The organism is Mycobacterium sp. IDR2000157661, from assembly GCF_022317005.1.
Taxonomy (GTDB): domain Bacteria; phylum Actinomycetota; class Actinomycetes; order Mycobacteriales; family Mycobacteriaceae; genus Mycobacterium.
In genome coordinates, this window is the sequence record NZ_CP081006.1 from 669,258 (window position 1) to 686,996 (window position 17,739).

Sequence of the window (17,739 nt, forward strand, 5' to 3'; positions counted from 1 at the left end):
TCAGCTCCCTGAATCCTTGGTTGTGTTCTCGGTGGTCGGTTCGGCAGCAGCACCCGCAGCCGCCGAAGTGCCTGCCTCCGATGTCGAAGCCTCGGCAGCCGCAGGCGCCGCGGCATTCGGCGAGACGCTGCCGGTGGGAGCCGTTCCGCTATCGCTGGCAGGCGCCGAGCCCGCATCGCCGCCGGAGGCCGCACGACCAGCTTCGGTGCTCGTCGCAGTGGTGCCCGACGCGCCGCTGCGCCGTGGCCGGGTGCCCGAGGGGCGCTCGCGGCGCGGGCGATCCGCACCGGCGGGCGCGGCAGCGGCCAGCTCGCGCTTGCCGCCGACGATGTCGCCCTTGTAGATCCACACCTTGACCCCGATGCGACCGAAGGTGGTCTTCGCCTCGTAGAGCCCGTAGTCGATATCGGCGCGCAGCGTGTGCAGCGGAACCCGGCCCTCGCGGTAGAACTCCGAGCGGCTCATCTCGGCGCCGCCGAGTCGGCCGGAGCACTGCACTCGGATGCCCTTGACGTTGGGCTGGCGCATCGCGGACTGGATCGCCTTGCGCATCGCACGGCGGAACGCCACGCGGTTGGACAATTGCTCGGCCACGCCCTGAGCGACCAACTGCGCCTGCGACTCGGGGTTCTTGACCTCGAGGATGTTGAGCTGGACCTGCTTCTTGGTGAGCTTCTCCAGGTCGGCGCGGATGCGGTCGGCCTCGGTGCCGCGCCGGCCGATCACGATGCCGGGCCGGGCGGTGTGGATGTCGACGCGGACGCGGTCGCGGGTGCGCTCGATCTCCACGTCGGCGATGCCCGCGCGCTCGAGACCGGTCGCCAGCAGCCGGCGGATGGCGACGTCTTCCTTGACGTAGTCCTTGTACTGCTTGTCGGCGTACCACCGGGACTTCCAGTCGGTGGTGATACCGAGCCGGAAGCCGTGGGGATTGATTTTCTGGCCCACTACTCCGAGCCCTCCTTCGCATCGGACGCTTCAGCAGTCGTTGGTTCGGCCGCCTTCTTGGCAGGCGCCTTCTTGGCAGGCGCCTTATTCTCAGGTGCCTTCTTGGCGGGTGCCTTCTTCTCGGCCGCCTTGTTGGCAGGCGCCTTCTTCGCGGCGGCCGCCTTGCTGCCCTGGGCGCGACGGGCCCGAGCCCCGTCGGCCGACTGGCGGCCGGACGCGCCGGAGCGCTCCTGTCGGCTCGGCCGGCTCTCCACGATCACGGTGATGTGGCTGGTGCGCTTGCGGATCCGGAACGCACGACCTTGCGCGCGCGGCCGGATGCGCTTGGCGGTCGGGCCCTCGTCGGCGTAGACGCTGGCAACCACGAGGGTGGACGGGTCCAGGCCCTCGTTGTTCTGCGCATTGGCGGCTGCGCTGGCGATCACCTTGGCGACCGGCTCGCTGGCGGCCTGCGGCGCCCACCGCAGGATGTCGAGCGCCTCGGTGACCGGCTTGCCACGCACCAGGTCGATGACCCGGCGCGCCTTGGACGCCGAGACACGCACGAACCGCGCCTTGGCGGTCGCGGTGGGATATTCAGTCGTCGTAGTCATTAGAAGCCTTTGCTCTTCGCGCAAGCGCTCATCGCCGCTTGGCCTTCCGGTCGTCTTTGATGTGACCCTTGAACGTGCGGGTCGGTGCGAACTCGCCGAGCTTGTGCCCGACCATCGACTCGGTGACGAACACCGGGACATGCTTGCGGCCGTCGTGCACCGCGAAGGTGTGCCCGATGAAGTCGGGGATGATGGTCGACCGACGCGACCAGGTCTTGATGACCTGCTTCGTGTTCTTCTCGTTCTGCACGTCGACCTTCTTGAGCAGATGGTCGTCGACGAACGGACCCTTCTTCAGGCTGCGTGGCATCGCTCTGGTGTTCCTTTCCGGCCTAGCGCTTCTTGCCGGTGCGCCGGCGTCGGACGATGAGCTTGTCGCTCGGTTTGTTCGGTTTGCGGGTACGCCCCTCGGGCTTGCCCCACGGGCTCACCGGGTGACGGCCACCGGAGGTCTTGCCCTCACCACCGCCGTGCGGGTGATCCACCGGGTTCATCACGACACCGCGGACGGTGGGACGCTTGCCCTTCCACCGCATGCGGCCCGCCTTGCCCCAGTTGATGTTCGCCTGCTCGGCGTTGCCCACCTCGCCGACGGTGGCGCGACAGCGCACATCGACGCGGCGGATCTCTCCGGAGGGCATACGCAGCGAGGCGTAGGTGCCCTCCTTGCCCAGCAGCTGGATGCTGGCGCCGGCCGAGCGGGCGAGTTTGGCGCCACCTCCCGGACGCAGTTCCACGGCGTGGATCAGCGTGCCCGCGGGGATGTTGCGCAGCGGCAGGTTGTTGCCGGGCTTGATGTCGGCGTTGGCGCCGGACTCCACCACGTCGCCCTGCTTGAGGCCGTACGGCGCGATGATGTAGCGCTTCTCGCCGTCCAGGAAGTGAAGAAGCGCGATGTTCGCGGTGCGGTTGGGGTCGTATTCGATGTGCGCGACCTTGGCGTTGACGCCGTCCTTGTCGTTGCGACGGAAGTCGATGACGCGGTAGGCGCGCTTGTGGCCACCGCCCTTGTGCCGGGTGGTGATCCGGCCGTGCGCGTTTCGGCCGCCCTTGCCGTGCAGCGGACGAACCAGCGACTTCTCGGGATGGTCGCGGGTGATCTCGGCGAAGTCCGAGACGCTCGAACCGCGGCGACCGGGTGTCGTCGGCTTGTACTTGCGAATTGCCATGATGCGTAGGTTCTCCCTGCCGGCTAGGCCGGCGCTCCGAACAGGTCGATGGGCTTGCTACCGGCGGCCAGCGTGACGATGGCGCGCTTGGTGCTCTTGCGCCGGCCATAGCCGGTCCGGGTGCGCTTGCGCTTGCCCTGGCGGTTGGCGGTGTTCACCGAATCGACCTTGACGCCGAAGATCTTCTCGACAGCGATCTTGATCTGCGTCTTGTTCGAGTCGGGGTGCACCACGAAGGTGTACACGTTGTCCTCGATCAGCCCATAGGACTTCTCGGAGATGACCGGGGACAGGATGATGTCGCGGGGATCAGACACGGTCGCCATCTACGCCGATACCTCCTCAGCGGATTCGTTGTCGGCGGTGTTCGCCGCGATGTAGGTGTTGAGCGCCTCGACGCTGAAGACCACGTCGTCGGCCTTGAGCACGTCGTAGGTGTTGAGCTGGTCGGGCGAGATCACATGCACGCCTTGCAGATTGCGCACGCTCTTGGCGCCCGTCTCGTCGCTGCGGCCGATGACCACCAGCACCTGCGGGCGGTCGGTGAGAGTGCCCAGGAACGCCTTGGCGCCCTTGGTCGACGGTGTCTGACCCTCGACCAGTTCGGTGATGGCGTGGATGCGGCCGTTTCGCGCCCGGTCCGACAGTGCCCCGCGCAGTGCGGCGGCGATCATTTTCTTGGGCGTGCGCTGGCTGTAGTCGCGCGGCTTGGGGCCGTGCACGGTGCCGCCGCCGGCGAACTGCGGAGCACGCGTCGAACCCTGGCGGGCGCGGCCGGTGCCCTTCTGCCGATACGGCTTCTTGCCACCGCCGCGCACTTCGCCGCGGGTCTTCGTCGAGTGCGTGCCCTGTCGCGCCGCGGCGCGCTGGGCCTCGACGACCTGATGCATCAACGCGATGTTCGGCTCGACGTCGAACAGCTCGGCGGGCAGCTCGACGGACCCGTCCTTCGCACCCGCCGGGGTACGGACGTCGATCTTCAGTGCCTTCGCGGCCTCTGTGTTGTTGGCAGCCATGTCTACTTCTCGCCTCGCTTGATTGCGGTGCGGACCATCACGAGCCCGCCGTTGCGGCCGGGGATCGCCCCCTTGATCAGCAGCACGCCGTTCTCGGCATCGACCTTGTGCACCAACAGGTTCTGCGTCGTCACCCGGTCATTGCCCATCCGGCCGGCCATCCGGGTGCCCTTGAACACGCGGGCGGGGGTGGCGCAGCCGCCGATCGAACCGGGGCGGCGGTGCACTGCCTGCGCGCCGTGGCTGGCGCCCTGGCCACGGAAGCCGTGGCGCTTCATGGTGCCTGCGAAACCCTTGCCCTTGCTGGTTCCCGTCACGTCGACGTAGTTGCCGTCGGCGAAGATCTCGGCGGTCAGCTCCTGGCCCACCTCGTACTCGGCGGCGGCGGACTCGTCGTCGAGCCGCAGCTCGGCGAGGTGACGGCGCGGGTTGACCCCGGCGGCGGAGTACTGACCCGTCACCGGCCTGTTGACCTTGCGCGGGCTGATCTCGCCGTAGGCCAGCTGCACCGCGCTGTAACCGTCGCGCTCCGGTGTGCGGATGCGCGTCACCACATTGGGCCCGGCCTTGACGACCGTCACCGGCACGACTCGGTTGTTCTCGTCGAACACCTGCGTCATGCCCAGCTTGGTGCCCAGAATGCCTCTCCTAGCCATTTCTCGGGTTCCTTTACTGGATGTTGACGTCGACGCTGGCCGGCAGATCGATGCGCATGAGGGCGTCAACGGTCTTCGGCGTCGGGTCGAGGATGTCGATCAGCCGCTTGTGCGTACGCATCTCGAAGTGCTCCCGCGAGTCCTTGTACTTGTGCGGGGACCGGATCACGCAGTACACGTTCTTCTCGGTCGGCAGCGGCACGGGGCCAACCACGCTGGCGCCGGTTCTGGTGACCGTCTCCACGATCTTGCGCGCCGAGGCGTCGATCGCCTCGTGGTCGTAGGCCTTGAGCCTGATGCGGATCTTCTGTCCCGCCACGCTTCTCCTACCTCACTCTTCGTGGGCCCATGTCTGGGCCGCTCGTCCCTGCGCACTCGCGCTGGTATGCCGCCGCTGTTCTTCTGTCTGTGGTTCACCGGTCCCCGCGGTCGGGTGTGTCGCCCGCACGCATTCGTCCGCGCCGAAATAATCGTCACGATCGAGGTAGGCACCGGATGCGCCCGGTTGGGCGCCGGCCGTATGCCCCGGCCAGGCGGTCCGACAGGCACCGACCCGGCTCAAGGCAACCCGAACAGTATGCCTGACGAACGGGCCCGCTCCAAATCTCTGGCCACGGGGTATGGGCGCCACTCGGTTGACTCTGCGCCCACGGCGCCCAATAGCGCCGAACTCACGCCGTATGCGCAGCGTCGACGCAGGTCGGCGATGCTCGGCTAACTCCGCACCCCCGCCCAGAATGCGCACTCGTGGTTCTGCTCGTAGTCGGTGACGACGCGATTGCCGTCGGGCCGAAGCGACATCCGCCGCCCGGCCCGCCCGTCGGTCACCGGCGGCCAGTCGGGACCGGGTGCTGCGGTGCTCACGAAGCTGCTCCAGTAGTCGATCATCTGCTCGGCGAGCCGCTGCTGGGCGGTGTTGAACGCGGGCGCACCGCCGACGTCGAACAGATACTGCAACTCGAGCGAATGGGCGGCACCGATGGGGAACGGTGCCGCCTGCAGCGGCTCGGGAGCCGGCGCCCCGCGATCGTTGAACTCGTAGGAATACACGGGCGCGGACGCGTGAGCGTCGGCGATGAAGTCCGCCACGCAGGCGAAATCGCCCGCCGTCATCGCCGCCGAGTAGGCCTGCGCCACGTCGCCGCCGAAACGCTCCGGCGGATAGCGCGCTGCGACGGCGTCAGCGGCCGGGCCGAATGCCTCGGCGAGCAGTTCGGGATATTTCGCCGCGTCGAATTGGCGGCCGCGGAGGTACTGCAGGGCGGTGAAGAAGGTGAACTCGTCGGCGGTGGTTCCGATCATCACCGGTACGGGAGCCGCCCTGCCCTCGGCGATTCCGACCACCGGGTTGACCGGCAGCACCGGGGTTCCGGTGACCGGACCGCTCAAGCGCTCGGTGCCGAACCGGCCGTACATCAGCGGGTGCTGGAATCTGTCCGCGGGCAACGCGCGCAGACAGGCAGCCACGTCGGCGCGGTCAGGGCATCCGACCTCAGCGGCATAGGCAGTGCTGGTCAGCTCGGCGGTCGGCAGGTCGTACTGCGCCTGGCACGGCGCGCTCTGGATGATCGCCGCGCGGAACAGTCCCGCTGATCCCGGCGCCACCAGGTGGTCGCACACCGCCATGCCGCCGGCCGACTCGCCCGCGATCGTCACCCTGTCCGGGTCACCTCCGAACGCGGCGATGTTGTCCCGCACCCAGCGCAGCGCCGCCTGCTGGTCCGCGAGCCCGTAGTTGCCGATGGCATCATGTCGACGAGGGTCGCGGCCCAGCGCGGGGTCAGCCAGGAAGCCGAGGGCGCCGAGACGGTAGTTGATGGTGACGACGACGATGTCGCCCTGGCTCACCAACCGGCGCGCGTCGTAGAGGTCGCCGCTGCCGTTGAAGAATCCACCGCCGTGAATCCACACCATGACCGCGCGCGGCTGCGGCGACGGCGGGGGCGTCCACACGTTGACGAACAGGCAATCTTCACTGGTGCGCCTTCGGTCGACCTCGGTGGTGACGTCCTGGACACAGCGGGCACCCGGACTGCTGGCGTCGCGCAGCCCGCTCCATGCCGCTACCGGCGCGGGCGGCTGCCAGCGCAGCGGGCCGACAGGCGGAGCGGCGTAGGGGATTCCGGCGAAGTAGCGATGGTCGTCGGCGGTGGTGCCGCGCAATGCTCCCGCCGCGGTGTGCACCACGGCCGGATCGGTGGGCGGGTCCTCGAGCACCGCCCCTCCCCGTCCGCAGGCGGCCAGCAGCGCCGCCGACACCAGCGCGGCCACGACCGTGCGGGTGAGGGGAACGGCGGCGCGTCGCATGACGCCCGAGCCTACTGAGACCCCCACCGAGACCAAGTTGTCCGCTTGCCTTCCCCGCCGTGGGCGCCATCACATAGACTTACTACTTGACACCCGTCAAGTTTTCCGGCCCGCCCCGGAAGTCGAAGGAGCCCGTATGAATCCACGGACGATGGACGACGCCGCGAAAGTCCTGGCCGACCCCACGGCCTACGCCGACGACGAACGGCTGCACACGGCGCTGACCCATCTGCGGGCGAACAACCCGGTGGCGTGGGTCGACAATCCGCCGTACCGGCCGTTCTGGGCGATCACCAAGCACGCCGACATCATGGACATCGAGCGCGCCAACGACCTGTTTCTGTCGGAACCCCGCCCGCTGCTGGCCCGGGCCGAGGCCGACGACGTACTCAAGCAACAGCAGGCCGCGGGCCTGGGTATCCGCACGCTGATCCACATGGATGATCCGCACCACCGCAAGGTGCGCGCCATCGGCGCCGACTGGTTCCGGCCGAAGGCGATGCGGGCACTCAAGGTTCGCGTCGACGAGCTCGCCAAGCGCTACGTCGACACCATGCGCGACATCGGTCCCGAATGCGACTTCGTCACCGATATCGCGGTGAATTTCCCGCTGTACGTGATTCTTTCGCTGCTCGGCCTGCCCGAGGACGACTTCCCGCGAATGCTCAAGCTCACTCAGGAGATGTTCGGCGGCGACGACGAGGAGCACCAGCGCGGCGGTTCGACGGAGGACCTGCTCGCGGTGTTGGCCGACTTCTTCAACTACTTCTCGGCGCTGACGGCGTCGCGGCGGGCCACTCCCACCGAGGATCTGGCCTCGGCCATCGCCAACGGCCGCGTGGACGGGGAGTTGATGTCCGACATGGACACCCTGTCGTACTACGTGATCGTGGCCAGTGCCGGACACGACACCACCAAGGACGCCATCTCTGGTGGGCTGCACGCGCTCATCGAGAACCCCGATGAACTCGACCGACTGCGCGGCGACCTGAGCCTGATGCCGACGGCGGTCGAGGAGATGATCCGCTGGACGACACCGGTCAAGGAGTTCATGCGCACCGCGGCCGAGGACACCGAAGTCAGGGGCGTGAAGATCGCCAAGGGCGAATCCGTCTACCTCGCTTACGTTTCCGGCAACCGCGACGAGGACGTCTTCGATGAGCCGTTCCGCTTCGACGTGGGCCGCGATCCGAACAAGCACGTGTCGTTCGGCTACGGGGTGCACTATTGCCTGGGCGCCGCGCTGGCGCGCATGGAGATGACCAGTCTGTTCACCGAACTGGTACCGCGACTGGAGTCGATCGAGCTGGCCGGCACACCGGAGCTGTCCGCCACCACCTTCGTCGGCGGCCTCAAGCACCTGCCTATTCGGTACTCGGTGCGCTGAGCCCCCGCGGCTTCCGCGCGTGCGTCGCCAGGAAGCCGTCGACGGCGGCCTCCGCGCACGCCCGGTAGTCGAACTCCGCCACGGTCGAGAGCTTGCCCAGGATGAGCGGACCGATGAGCAGGGCGAGCGTCTGGATGCGGTCCGTCTCGTCGAGTTCGGCGTCGGCATCGGCACTGTCGAGGATTGCGTCGAACGGCGCCGAGTACAGCTGGATGATCCGCGACTTCAATGTCCCGACGGAGTCCGAATCACTCTGCGCGCCAGCGGGATAGACACCGGCATCGGGTCCGGATGCGAGCCACGTCATCGCGGTGAGCATGGCGGGCACCTCGGCGATCGATTCCGCCCAGCCGACCACGACGGCGATCAACCGGTCACGGACGCTGCCGTCGGCGGGCGGCATCGGGGCGGGGCTGAGCAGGCTCATGAAGGCCGCGGCCATCAGGTCGTTGGCGCCGGAGAAGTGGCGGTACAGGGTGGCCCGCGCTACGTTGGCGGTGCGGGTCACCGCATCGATGGTGACAGCGTTGGGCCCGCCCGAACGCAGCAGGGCCGTCGCGGCCTCGAGCAGGCGGGCCCGCGACCGCGCCGGCCGCGGATCATTGCTTTCGCCGGCCATCGTTTACCGCACCTCCTCCGCGGGAACAAGACTATCGGTCTTGTTACAAGACTGTTAGTCTCAAAAATCTCTACTTGCGAAAGTGAGCGACGATCGATGGCCAACACCCTGGCCGGGCCCGATCCGGATATCGACGCCAACATGGCCACATTGAGCAGGTCCGGCCGCCTCTGGCTGCTCACCGTCGCCTCGCTCGCCGTGCTGCTGGTGATTTCGTCGATGGTTGCACTCAACGCCGCACTGCCCGACATCGCACTGGAGACCGCGGCGACACAGACCCAGCTGACCTGGGTGGTCGACGGCTACACGCTGGTGCTCGCCTGCCTGCTGCTGCCTGCCGGCGCACTGGGCGACCGGTACGGCAGGCGCGAGGCGCTGATGCTCGGCCTGGCGATCTTCGGCCTGGCCTCGGTTGCGCCGGTGTTCCTCGACAGCCCGGTACAGATCATCCTCGCCCGCACCGTGGCGGGTATCGGCGCTGCGTTCATCATGCCCGCGACGCTGTCGTTGCTGACCGCGTCGTTCCCGAAGTCCGAACGCAACAAGCCCGTCGGGATCTGGGCCGGTGTCGCCAGTTCCGGCGCCATCGTCGGGTTCATGGGCACCGGCGTTCTCCTGCAGTTCTTTTCGTGGCGGTCGATATTCTACGCATTCGCGGTCGCCAGTGTCGTACTCTTCGTCCTCAGTCTGACGATCCGGACCTCCCGCGACGAGACGGCGACGCCGTTGGACTGGCTCGGCGCGGCGGCCATCGGCGGCGCGGTTGCGGTGTTCGTCTTCGGCGTGATCGAGGCACCGATGCGCGGGTGGAGCCATCCTGTGGTCTGGGGATGCATGGCGCTCGGCGTGGTCCTGGCGGTGGTCTTCGCGGTGGTCGAACTGGCCCGCAGGCACCCACTCCTGGACGTCCGGCTGTTCGCCAGACCCGACTTCGCCACCGGGGCCGTCGGTATCACGTTCCTGTTCTTCGCCAACTTCGGCTTCTTCTTCGTAGTAATGCAGTACATGCAGCTGCTGCTCGGCTACAGCGCGCTGCAGACCGCTTTCGCCCTTGCGCCCCTGGCTGTTCCGATCATGGTGCTCGGCGCCACCATGCACCTGTACCTGCCCAGAATCGGCCTGCGCACGGCGGTGTCGGCGGGGCTGTTCCTTTTGGCCGCGGGTCTGTTCTGGATGCGGTTTCTGACGGCCGACGCCGCCTATGTCGATCTGGTGCCCCCGATGCTGGTTGCCGCTGCCGGGATCGGATTGTGCGTCGCCCCAACCACGTCAGCGATCATGAACGCCGTTCCGACCGAGAAGCAGGGCGTCGCCTCTGCGGTCAACGACGCCACCCGGGAGGTCGGCGCCGCCGTCGGCATCGCGGTCGCGGGCTCCGTCCTTGCCGCTCAGTACGGCGCCTCCCTGGCCTCCGGGCTGGCGGCCTTCCCCGAGCAGGTCCGCACGGCGGCCTCCGACTCGCTGGCCAACGCGCTCGAAGTCGCGGCCCGACTCGGCCCGCAGGGCGCCGTCCTGGCCGACGAAGCGACGCGCGCGTTCATGGATGCGATGAGCCTCTCGCTGCTGGTGTTGTCGATCGCGCTGGCCGTGGCGGCGGCGTTCACCGCACTGTGGGCGCCGGGCCGCGACGGCCGGCAATCCCGGCTGGTGCGCCGGGCCATGGACCGCTGGTCGCACTCAGAGGATGAAACTCGCAGCACGATGGGCGATCATGACGATGCTGGCGTGGGGTCCCCGACTGGTGATCGTCGGTAGCACCGACCCGTCAACCACCCACAGCCCATCTATTCCGTGAACCCGGCACTGCGGGTCCACCACCGCACGGTCGTCGTCGGCGACACCCATCGGCGCGGTGCCCGACAGATGTTGCGATGTGGACCAGGTGACTGGGCCGAGATCGCTGACGGCGCCGATGATTTCGTGGGCCAGCTTCGTGGCTGCGGTGAGAGTCGCGATGTCGTCGGGTTCGCTGTCGTATCTATGCTCGATCGCCGGAGGCACATCCGGGTCGGCCGACAAGATCGTCATGCGCCCGCGGGCCTTGGGCTGCATCAGCGACACACCGAGATGAGGGCGATCGCCGGGATCGTCCCTGCGTTTACTGACCATGGCGCCGAAGCCCGCGGTGTACGGCCTGATCTCGACGGCGTCGGCCGTGGTGAGCACCGCCTCCAACGGCGGCAGGCCATGTGTCTGCGTCCAGTCGACCGGAACCACCCACTCCGGGTGGTCCGTCGAGGCACGGCCCACCGGCAGGTCGGCCGTCACCGTTACACCGGCCGCCTCGAGCACCTGCCGGGGCCCGATGCCGGACAGCATCAGCAGCCACGCCGAGCCAATGGCGCCGGCGCACAACACTGTTCGATCGGCCCGTAGTTCGACCGGCCCTTCCGGTCCGATGCAGTCCACACCGACCGCCCGACCGGCGCGGATCCGCACACCCGTGGCGCGCGTGTTCGTCAGCACCGTCAGGTTGACGCGGTCCATCGCAGGCTGCAGGAACGCTCCGCCTGGACCGACGCGCGTGCCTGCGTGGATGTTCAGCGGCACCGCCCCCACCCCGGCGCCCACCGGCGATTCGGCGGTCGAGCCGTTCAGGTCGTCCAGCCACCGAAACCCCGAATCGGTCGCTGCACGCACGAATGCCGCTGTGCAACCGTCGAATTCGGACACCCGACGGACCAGGATCGGGCCCTCGGACCCGTGCAGCGCGTTGTCGAAGTCCAGGTCGTTCTCGATCGCACGGAAGTGCGGCACCACGTCGGACCAGCCCCACCCGGGCAGGCTCCAGCCGTCGAAGTCGCTCGGCAGCCCGCGGCAGAAGTACCCGCCGTTTACCGCCCCGGACCCGCCCACCACCGCGCCCCGCATCAGCTGCGCGTGGCGGACCGGATCGCCGGTCAGCGTCGTCTGGTACCGGCGCACCACCGAGCTGGCGTCACCGATGGGCAGCCGAAGTCCATCGGTGATCTGGGTGAGCACCCGCGGATCCGACGGGCCGGGACCCGATTCGACGACGGTGACACGGCAGGCCGGGTCGGCGGAAAGCCGTTCGGCGAGGACGGATCCGGCACTGCCCGCGCCGACGATCAGGACGTCACTGCGCACGCGAGGAGCAATATTGTCACTGCGCACGCGAGGAGCATTACGATCACTGCGCACGCGAGGAGCATTACGATTGCTGTGAACGCCGGGCAACCGCGACTCAGGCTCGGATCTGCGGCTTGAGGGCGCCGAGATGGCGTTCGCGGACAACACCGGTCCACAACCCCGCTCCGTAGGCGATGTCGTCGAGGCGCTTGAGCACCACGTACGTCAGCAGCCCGATGCGTTTCGTGCCGTCGTCGGCGGCGCCGCTACGGGTGACCCAGTCGATAACCCCGTCGACGATGGCGGCCAGCAACACCACTTGGCGGCAGCGCTGCGACACCAGCGCCGCGACCAATGCCAGGGGCCAGTAGTGCCGGCAGACGGCCGCCGCGAGTTGCAGCGCCGCCGCCCACAGCCCGTGTGCGGCCACCACCGCCACTTCTCGTGGCTCCGTCTCCACCGAGGACAGCGACCGCGCAATGCGGCGGCCCGTGATGGTCGCGACGACGATCGACGCCAGGTAACCCAGGGACGAGCCCATCGCCAGCAGCATCCACGCGACCAGCGTCCAGCCGGAGATCACCAGCGGCGCGGTCTTACCGGGGTGCCGGACCGACAGCGGCGCCGCCGCTCCACCGTAGAAAGTCCTGCGCAGGAACCACTCTCGCAGCTGCGTGCGGTGATCATGGGCCACCAGCGCGATCGGCTCGTAGCGCAGGCGCACGCCGGACTCGATGAGCCGCCAGCACAGGTCGACGTCCTCGCCGGACGTCAGTGTCTCATCGAAGCCACCCACCTCCTTGAGCGCCGAACGCCGGCAGATGATCGCGGCGCTGGGGACGTAGGAGACGGTGCCGTAGGGCACCACCGGCGCCTCGCGCAGGCCGAGGTCCAGTGAGGAGCGCACCGCCTCGTAGCGCGCCACCACGTTGTCGGGCTCCCGCAGACCGACGATCCGGGGTGCCACCAGCGCGACCGCCGGATCGCAGAAGTGACCGAGTAGCGCCTCCAGCCATCCCCGCCGGGGCACCACATCGCTGTCGAGGAACGCCACGAAGTCGGTGTTGCACGCGGCCATTCCGGTGTTGCGCGCGGCCCCCGGACCTTTGCTGCGGTCATGCCGCAGTATCTGCACGTCGTTGTGCACTCCGGCGAAGTCGGACTGCTGCAGCGCGGTGGTAGACCCGTCGTCGACGATGATGACCCGCATCCCGCGCAGCGCGTTGAGCAGTCGTCCCACGCCGGAAACGTTGTCGCGCACGGGGATCACCACGGTCACGTCGCGGTGTGACGGACCACTCGCCGGACGGGGGTGCGCGACCGTCGCATCGAGCAGCGTGCGCGCCAACTGCGCGCTCACGGCGTCGTGCACCTCGAGCCTGCCGCCGGTCAGCATTGTTTGCGCGGCCGGGGCCAAGCGTAGAAGTCGCGTCGGCGAACCGCCGAGCAGAGCCGCCCCCTCACCGAGCACTTTCACCCGGCGATCCACCTGCACGGCGAACCCGTCGGGAAGCCGCGGGCCGGTCACCTCAGCATCCCGTCGCGGTTCGGGGTCCACTGGACGATCCGCCGCGCACACGCCTCGACCATAGCCAAGAAGATGCGGGCGCCGTCGTCTGCGGTTGCGGTGGTGGGATCGCCGAGCACGCCGACCTCGCTGACCGCGGCGACGCCGCCGCGCCGCAGTTCGGGGAGCAGCTCACCAAGGGGAGCCCCGTTGCCTGCGACGCGCTCTTCGACGCGCACATGCTCGGGCGAAAGATGTAGCAATACAGAGGTTTCGGTGTGGCCGGCGTGCGCATCGGCGCCGGCGACGGTGCACGAGCACCAGCCGACGTTGCGCCCCTCTGACCTAAGCAAAGCCGACGCGGCGACGAGTGCGTCCACGTTTCCCCCGTGACCGTTGACGAAGACCAGCCGAGATGCCCACCGCATCGCGGACCGGCCGAACTCCACCAGCAACAGCCGCAAAGCCGACGTTCCGATCGAGACCGTGCCGCTGAAGGCCTCGTGTTCTCCGCTGGCGCCGTATCCGACCGCCGGGGCCACCATCCAGTTCGACCCATCCCGGCCGGGCAGTTGGTCAGCAACGGCCCTCGCGACAGCCGATGCGATCCGGGTATCGGTGTCGAGCGGCAGATGCGGTCCGTGCTGCTCGGTGGATCCGACCGGCACGATCAGCGCTGTTGACGTGCTAATCAGTTGCTTCGAAGTCGCATCGGCGAGCTCGCTGACTGATGGCACCCGCCGATGGTAGGCCCAATTCACCTGTCGTGCGCCAATTGTTGGCGCATGCGCAGCAATTCGTTCGACAAAATTTTCCCAAGCGACGGGACGGCGTTCACGCCAGTCCCCTGCGCCCCGCCTGTACCAGCGCGTTCGGCGATTCGCCGGACTCGCCGTCAGGTCGTGTCGCCGGGCACCCCGAGCGCTCTGGCGAAGCCTGGGGGCACCAACACGTCCTCGGCGAGCAGGTCGTGCACCGAGGCGCGGCCCAGACCCATCAATGCAGAATCGATGCCCCCGCGCAGAACGTCGAGCACGTTCTCGACGCCGGCCTGACCGTTGGCGGCCAGGCCCCACAGGTATGCCCGGCCGATCATGACCGCACGGGCCCCCAGCGCGACCGCCTTGACCACGTCGCTGCCGCGCCGGATGCCACCATCCAGCAAAACCTCGATGTCGTTGCCGACGGCATCGGCGATCGCCGGCAGTGCACGAATCGACGCTGGCGTCCCGTCGAGGTTGTTTCCGCCGTGATTGGACACCGAGATGGCTGAAACACCGGCATCCACAGCGCGTTTGGCGTCGTCCACCCGCATCACGCCCTTGAGCATGAACGGACCACCCCACTGTTCACGTAGCCAGGTGATGTCTTCCCAGGTTGGCGGGGGCGTGCCCATCCACTCGCCGTAGGCCGCGAAGAACGGTGGCCCCGGTTCGCCGCGTGGCGCCTGGTTGGGCACTCGCAGGTTCGGCGGTCGCATGGTCTTGGCCCACTGCAGGAACCAAGCGGGGCGAGTCAGTCCCTCCGGCAGCATCCGCACCGTGGTGCGCAGGTCCATCTGCTCGGGGATCTTCGGGCTGCCCCAGTCGCGGCCGTGGGAGAAGGTCCAGTCGGTCGTCACGATCAGACCCACCGCACCGGCTTGCCGGGCACGTTCGACCCGCGCCGCGATGGCGTCGCGCCCGCCCAGCCAGTACACCTGGAAGAAGGTCTTGGGGTTGGCGGCGACGACGTCCTCGATCGGCTTGCTGGCGAACGAGGACAGCCCCATCGCCGTGCCGCGGGCGGCGGCTGCGCGGGCCACGGCCACCTCGCCGTCCGGGTGCACGGCCTGCACGCCTGTCGGCGATATCACGACGGGCAGCGAAATGTCCTGCCCCATCACGGTTGTCGCGAGGTCACGCTTCTGCACCGCACCGACGACGTGGGGCGCGAATCCCAACTCGGCGAAGGCGTCGACGTTGTCGGCGACGGTCAGGCCCTTCTCGCTGGCGGCCAGCAGCGCCGCGTAGACCGACTTGGGCAGCCGCTTCTTGGCTTTCTGCTGGGCGAAGGCGACGGTCTCGAACCAGGTATCTCGTGCCATGGTTGTTGGTGCTCCTTTTCGTCCGCGGCGACTACACCGGACTTTCGTTGCACAGCCTGGCCGGAGGCTTGGTCAGCAGCTTGAGCGCCACCGGCCCACTTCGGGAGTGGTCGACGCTCGGCTTGGGCTTGACCCGGTCGCGAGCCAGCGCGGGAGCACCGTAGCCCTCGACGCATTCGGGGTCCGGCCCATCCATCGGCAGGCCGGTGAAGAACTTGGCTGCCATACAGCCACCGCGGCAGCTGTCGTAATGGTCACAGCTGCTGCACGCGCCGGCCGACTGCGGTTCGCGCAGCTCACGGAACAGCGGCGCGTTCTTCCACACGCTGTCGAATCCCCCATCGGACAGCACGTTTCCGGCCAGGAAGCGCTCGTGGATGGCGAACGGGCACGCGTAGACATCGCCGACGGGATCGATCAGGCACACCACCCGGCCTGCCCCGCACAGATTGAGCCCGGCCAGCGCACCGGGTTCGCCCAGCCCGGACAGGTGGAAGAACGAATCACCGGTCAGCACCCGATCCCCCTTGGCGACCAGCCAGTTGTACAGCTGGACCTGTTGGTCGGCGGTGGGGTGTAGGTCGTCCCAGACATCGGCGCCGCGGCCCGACGGCCGTAGGCGGGTGATCCGCAGCGTGGCGTCGTAGCGCGCGGCCAGCGCCGCGAACTCGTCGAGTTGGTCGACGTTGTGGCGGGTGACCACGACGGAGATCTTCGTGTCGGTGAACCCGGCGTCGGTCAGGTTCTGCAGTGCACGCGTGGCCATCGCGAACGAGCCCGCGCCGCGCACCGCGTCGTTGACCTCGGCCGTCGCCCCGTCCAGCGAGATCTGCACATCGACGTAGTCGCTGGCAGCCAGCTTGGCCGCGATGGTCGGGGTGATGCGCACGCCGTTGGTGGAGAACTTGACGCCGACATGGTGTGCGGTGGCGTAGTCGACGAGTTCCCAGAAGTCCGGTCGTACGGTCGGTTCACCACCGCCGATGTTGACGTAGAACACCTGCATGCGCTCGAGTTCGTCGATGATGTCCTTGCACTGCCGAGTGGTCAGCTCGCGCGGGTCACGCTTGCCCGACGAGGACAGGCAGTGCACGCACGCGAGATTGCAGGCGTAGGTGAGTTCCCAGGTCAGGCAGATCGGTGCGTCGAGCCCGTGCTCGAACTGCTCGATCAGACGGGGCATGCGGGAGGTCTGCGGTGAGGTCATTGCGGCACCAGCATTTTCGATTGAGCAAGCACCTGGAGTGCATGCAGATAGGGCCCGTGCTGCGCGTCGTCGATTCCGGCGGCACGGCAGGCGGACCTGGCGTCGGGATACTCGGACAGCGTGTTGACCACGTCGACGATGGTCCGGTTCTTCAGGAACGACAGCTTGCGCGTCCCGAAGTGGTAGAGCAGCGCCCCGAACGGCTCCGGCCGCACCGCCACCTGGTGGTGCAGCTGCCAGCCGACTTCCGGGTCGAACACGATGGCTGGGGACATCAATCCCACCGGAGTGTTCGGGGACATCGATTCAGACGGGGCGGGGGCGCTCACGCTCAGTAGACCCCGCACATCCCGTCGATCGACACCTCTTCGACCAGGCTCTCCGTTACGAGTTCCTCGGTGTCCACCTGCTGATTCGGTTCCATCAGGCCCCGCCTTTCGCTATACCGGTTCTGCAACTGTGATCGAGATCGCAATAATATGGCATCCAGTGCCAGAATGGAAGCAGGGTCGGAAAGGGGGACGCATGGGGCCTGCCCAGCACCGCGTGGGCCGTCGGCGTTCCACCACGTGGGACCACATCAGCAATGTGGCCATCGACCTGTTCGCCGCCCGCGGGTTCGACGACGTCAGCGTCGACGACGTGGCCGAGGCGGCAGGGATCGCCCGGCGCACGCTGTTCCGCTACTACCCGTCGAAGAACGCGTTGCCCTGGGGTGATTTCGACGCCCACCTGACGCACATGCGAGATCTGCTCGCCGACGTCGACCCGGAGGTGCCCATCGGTGCCGCATTGCGCACAGCGCTGTTGGCGTTCAACACTTTTGACGATACCGAGACGGCACGCCACCGACAGCGCATGCGGGTCATCCTCGAGACCGCGGCGCTGCAGGCCTACTCGATGACGATGTACGCGGGCTGGCGCGGGGTCGTGGCCCAGTTCGTCGCCAACCGGCTCGGCACGACCGCGGGTGACCTCACGCCCCAGACGGTGGCGTGGACGATGCTCGGTGTGGCCTTGTCCGCCTACGAGCACTGGCTGGCCGACGAGTCGGTGTCGCTGCGCCAGGCGCTCGGCGCCTCGTTCGACACCGTCGCCGACGGGCTGTGGGCGCTGGACCGGTGAGAATTCGTCTCAAGTAAGGCGTCGGAGTT

At 68.0% G+C, this 17,739-nt stretch carries 20 protein-coding genes; 3 read left to right on the forward strand and 17 right to left on the reverse strand.

Annotated features, from left to right (window positions below; genetic code table 11):
• The 9 genes from rpsC to K3G64_RS04140 form a co-directional block, all read right to left on the reverse strand.
• Positions 1–948 (reverse strand): 30S ribosomal protein S3, encoded by a 948-nt coding sequence (gene rpsC, locus K3G64_RS04100; RefSeq protein WP_238889197.1) that lies wholly within the window; start codon positions 946–948, stop codon positions 1–3.
• Positions 948–1,541 carry a 50S ribosomal protein L22 gene (rplV, locus tag K3G64_RS04105; RefSeq protein ID WP_238889198.1) on the reverse strand — a complete coding sequence of 198 codons (594 nt, stop codon included), beginning with the start codon at positions 1,539–1,541 and terminating at the stop codon, positions 948–950. The genes rpsC and rplV overlap by 1 nt, the downstream gene beginning before the upstream one ends.
• A 28-nt stretch (positions 1,542–1,569) precedes the next feature.
• On the reverse strand, positions 1,570–1,851 hold the full coding sequence (rpsS, locus tag K3G64_RS04110; RefSeq protein WP_006245110.1) for a 30S ribosomal protein S19: 282 nt from the start codon (positions 1,849–1,851) through the stop codon (positions 1,570–1,572).
• A 22-nt stretch (positions 1,852–1,873) separates the two neighbouring features.
• Complete coding sequence (rplB, locus tag K3G64_RS04115; protein WP_238889199.1) at positions 1,874–2,710, reverse strand: 50S ribosomal protein L2; 837 nt, start codon at positions 2,708–2,710, stop codon at positions 1,874–1,876.
• A 23-nt stretch (positions 2,711–2,733) separates the two neighbouring features.
• A complete protein-coding gene (rplW, locus tag K3G64_RS04120; RefSeq protein WP_238889200.1) occupies positions 2,734–3,036 on the reverse strand; it encodes a 50S ribosomal protein L23 in 303 nt (100 codons plus the stop codon).
• The gene (gene rplD / locus K3G64_RS04125) at positions 3,037–3,726 is read right to left on the reverse strand and encodes a 50S ribosomal protein L4 (protein WP_238889201.1); all 690 of its coding nucleotides are present in this window, start codon (positions 3,724–3,726) and stop codon (positions 3,037–3,039) included.
• 2 nt (positions 3,727–3,728) lie between these two features.
• Positions 3,729–4,382 carry a 50S ribosomal protein L3 gene (rplC, locus tag K3G64_RS04130; RefSeq protein ID WP_238889202.1) on the reverse strand — a complete coding sequence of 218 codons (654 nt, stop codon included), beginning with the start codon at positions 4,380–4,382 and terminating at the stop codon, positions 3,729–3,731.
• Between the two features lie 13 nt (positions 4,383–4,395).
• Positions 4,396–4,701 carry a 30S ribosomal protein S10 gene (rpsJ, locus tag K3G64_RS04135; protein ID WP_003883485.1) on the reverse strand — a complete coding sequence of 102 codons (306 nt, stop codon included), beginning with the start codon at positions 4,699–4,701 and terminating at the stop codon, positions 4,396–4,398.
• A 395-nt stretch (positions 4,702–5,096) separates the two neighbouring features.
• Complete coding sequence (locus K3G64_RS04140) at positions 5,097–6,689, reverse strand: carboxylesterase/lipase family protein (RefSeq protein ID WP_238889203.1); 1,593 nt, start codon at positions 6,687–6,689, stop codon at positions 5,097–5,099.
• Positions 6,690–6,825: 136 nt separating this feature from the next.
• On the opposite strand from K3G64_RS04140, the gene K3G64_RS04145 reads away from it, so the two are divergent.
• The gene (locus K3G64_RS04145) at positions 6,826–8,076 is read left to right on the forward strand and encodes a cytochrome P450 (RefSeq protein WP_238889205.1); all 1,251 of its coding nucleotides are present in this window, start codon (positions 6,826–6,828) and stop codon (positions 8,074–8,076) included.
• Here the strand turns inward: K3G64_RS04145 and K3G64_RS04150 are convergent.
• Entirely contained in the window at positions 8,054–8,695 is a 642-nt protein-coding gene (locus K3G64_RS04150) for a TetR/AcrR family transcriptional regulator (protein WP_238889206.1), read from the reverse strand. The genes K3G64_RS04145 and K3G64_RS04150 overlap by 23 nt on opposite strands.
• A gap of 96 nt (positions 8,696–8,791) precedes the next feature.
• On the opposite strand from K3G64_RS04150, the gene K3G64_RS04155 reads away from it, so the two are divergent.
• Entirely contained in the window at positions 8,792–10,450 is a 1,659-nt protein-coding gene (locus K3G64_RS04155) for an MFS transporter (protein ID WP_238889207.1), read from the forward strand.
• On the opposite strand, the gene mftG is transcribed toward K3G64_RS04155, so the two are convergent.
• The 7 genes from mftG to mftA all read right to left on the reverse strand — a co-directional run bounded on the left by mftG (position 10,373) and on the right by mftA (position 17,009).
• The gene (gene mftG, locus K3G64_RS04160; protein WP_238889208.1) at positions 10,373–11,803 is read right to left on the reverse strand and encodes a mycofactocin dehydrogenase MftG; all 1,431 of its coding nucleotides are present in this window, start codon (positions 11,801–11,803) and stop codon (positions 10,373–10,375) included. The two genes, K3G64_RS04155 and mftG, sit on opposite strands and share 78 nt — an antisense overlap.
• A gap of 97 nt (positions 11,804–11,900) precedes the next feature.
• Entirely contained in the window at positions 11,901–13,313 is a 1,413-nt protein-coding gene (mftF, locus tag K3G64_RS04165; RefSeq protein WP_238889209.1) for a mycofactocin biosynthesis glycosyltransferase MftF, read from the reverse strand.
• Positions 13,310–14,053 carry a mycofactocin biosynthesis peptidyl-dipeptidase MftE gene (gene mftE, locus K3G64_RS04170; RefSeq protein WP_238889210.1) on the reverse strand — a complete coding sequence of 248 codons (744 nt, stop codon included), beginning with the start codon at positions 14,051–14,053 and terminating at the stop codon, positions 13,310–13,312. The genes mftF and mftE overlap by 4 nt, the downstream gene beginning before the upstream one ends.
• A 134-nt stretch (positions 14,054–14,187) precedes the next feature.
• The gene (gene mftD / locus K3G64_RS04175; protein WP_238889211.1) at positions 14,188–15,378 is read right to left on the reverse strand and encodes a pre-mycofactocin synthase MftD; all 1,191 of its coding nucleotides are present in this window, start codon (positions 15,376–15,378) and stop codon (positions 14,188–14,190) included.
• 31 nt (positions 15,379–15,409) lie between these two features.
• Positions 15,410–16,585: a mycofactocin radical SAM maturase gene (gene mftC / locus K3G64_RS04180; protein ID WP_238889212.1), complete on the reverse strand. Its 1,176-nt coding sequence runs from the start codon at positions 16,583–16,585 to the stop codon at positions 15,410–15,412.
• Positions 16,582–16,860, reverse strand: coding sequence for a mycofactocin biosynthesis chaperone MftB (gene mftB / locus K3G64_RS04185; RefSeq protein WP_238889213.1), 279 nt, complete (start codon positions 16,858–16,860; stop codon positions 16,582–16,584). Before mftB ends, mftC begins: the two co-directional genes overlap by 4 nt.
• Before the next feature lie 56 nt (positions 16,861–16,916).
• On the reverse strand, positions 16,917–17,009 hold the full coding sequence (mftA, locus tag K3G64_RS04190) for a mycofactocin precursor MftA (RefSeq protein ID WP_238889215.1): 93 nt from the start codon (positions 17,007–17,009) through the stop codon (positions 16,917–16,919).
• Positions 17,010–17,110: 101 nt separating this feature from the next.
• Here mftA and mftR point away from each other — a divergent pair, with 101 nt between their 5' ends.
• Positions 17,111–17,710 carry a mycofactocin system transcriptional regulator gene (gene mftR / locus K3G64_RS04195; protein WP_238889217.1) on the forward strand — a complete coding sequence of 200 codons (600 nt, stop codon included), beginning with the start codon at positions 17,111–17,113 and terminating at the stop codon, positions 17,708–17,710.
• The last annotated feature ends 29 nt before the right edge of the window (positions 17,711–17,739 follow it).

Bases quoted from the DNA above. Each gene is read 5' to 3' on its own strand.
- rplC (WP_238889202.1), bottom strand. From the start codon at position 4,382: ATGGCTAGGAGAGGCATTCTGGGCACCAAGCTGGGCATGACGCAGGTG.
- rplB (WP_238889199.1), bottom strand. From the start codon at position 2,710: ATGGCAATTCGCAAGTACAAGCCGACGACACCCGGTCGCCGCGGTTCG.
- mftC (WP_238889212.1), bottom strand. From the start codon at position 16,585: ATGACCTCACCGCAGACCTCCCGCATGCCCCGTCTGATCGAGCAGTTC.
- mftD (WP_238889211.1), bottom strand. From the start codon at position 15,378: ATGGCACGAGATACCTGGTTCGAGACCGTCGCCTTCGCCCAGCAGAAA.
- mftB (WP_238889213.1), bottom strand. From the start codon at position 16,860: ATGTCCCCAGCCATCGTGTTCGACCCGGAAGTCGGCTGGCAGCTGCAC.
- K3G64_RS04140 (WP_238889203.1), bottom strand. From the start codon at position 6,689: ATGCGACGCGCCGCCGTTCCCCTCACCCGCACGGTCGTGGCCGCGCTG.
- K3G64_RS04150 (WP_238889206.1), bottom strand. From the start codon at position 8,695: ATGGCCGGCGAAAGCAATGATCCGCGGCCGGCGCGGTCGCGGGCCCGC.
- mftA (WP_238889215.1), bottom strand. From the start codon at position 17,009: ATGGAACCGAATCAGCAGGTGGACACCGAGGAACTCGTAACGGAGAGC.
- rpsS (WP_006245110.1), bottom strand. From the start codon at position 1,851: ATGCCACGCAGCCTGAAGAAGGGTCCGTTCGTCGACGACCATCTGCTC.
- mftR (WP_238889217.1), top strand. From the start codon at position 17,111: ATGGGGCCTGCCCAGCACCGCGTGGGCCGTCGGCGTTCCACCACGTGG.
- rplD (WP_238889201.1), bottom strand. From the start codon at position 3,726: ATGGCTGCCAACAACACAGAGGCCGCGAAGGCACTGAAGATCGACGTC.
- K3G64_RS04155 (WP_238889207.1), top strand. From the start codon at position 8,792: ATGGCCAACACCCTGGCCGGGCCCGATCCGGATATCGACGCCAACATG.
- rplV (WP_238889198.1), bottom strand. From the start codon at position 1,541: ATGACTACGACGACTGAATATCCCACCGCGACCGCCAAGGCGCGGTTC.
- rplW (WP_238889200.1), bottom strand. From the start codon at position 3,036: ATGGCGACCGTGTCTGATCCCCGCGACATCATCCTGTCCCCGGTCATC.
- K3G64_RS04145 (WP_238889205.1), top strand. From the start codon at position 6,826: ATGAATCCACGGACGATGGACGACGCCGCGAAAGTCCTGGCCGACCCC.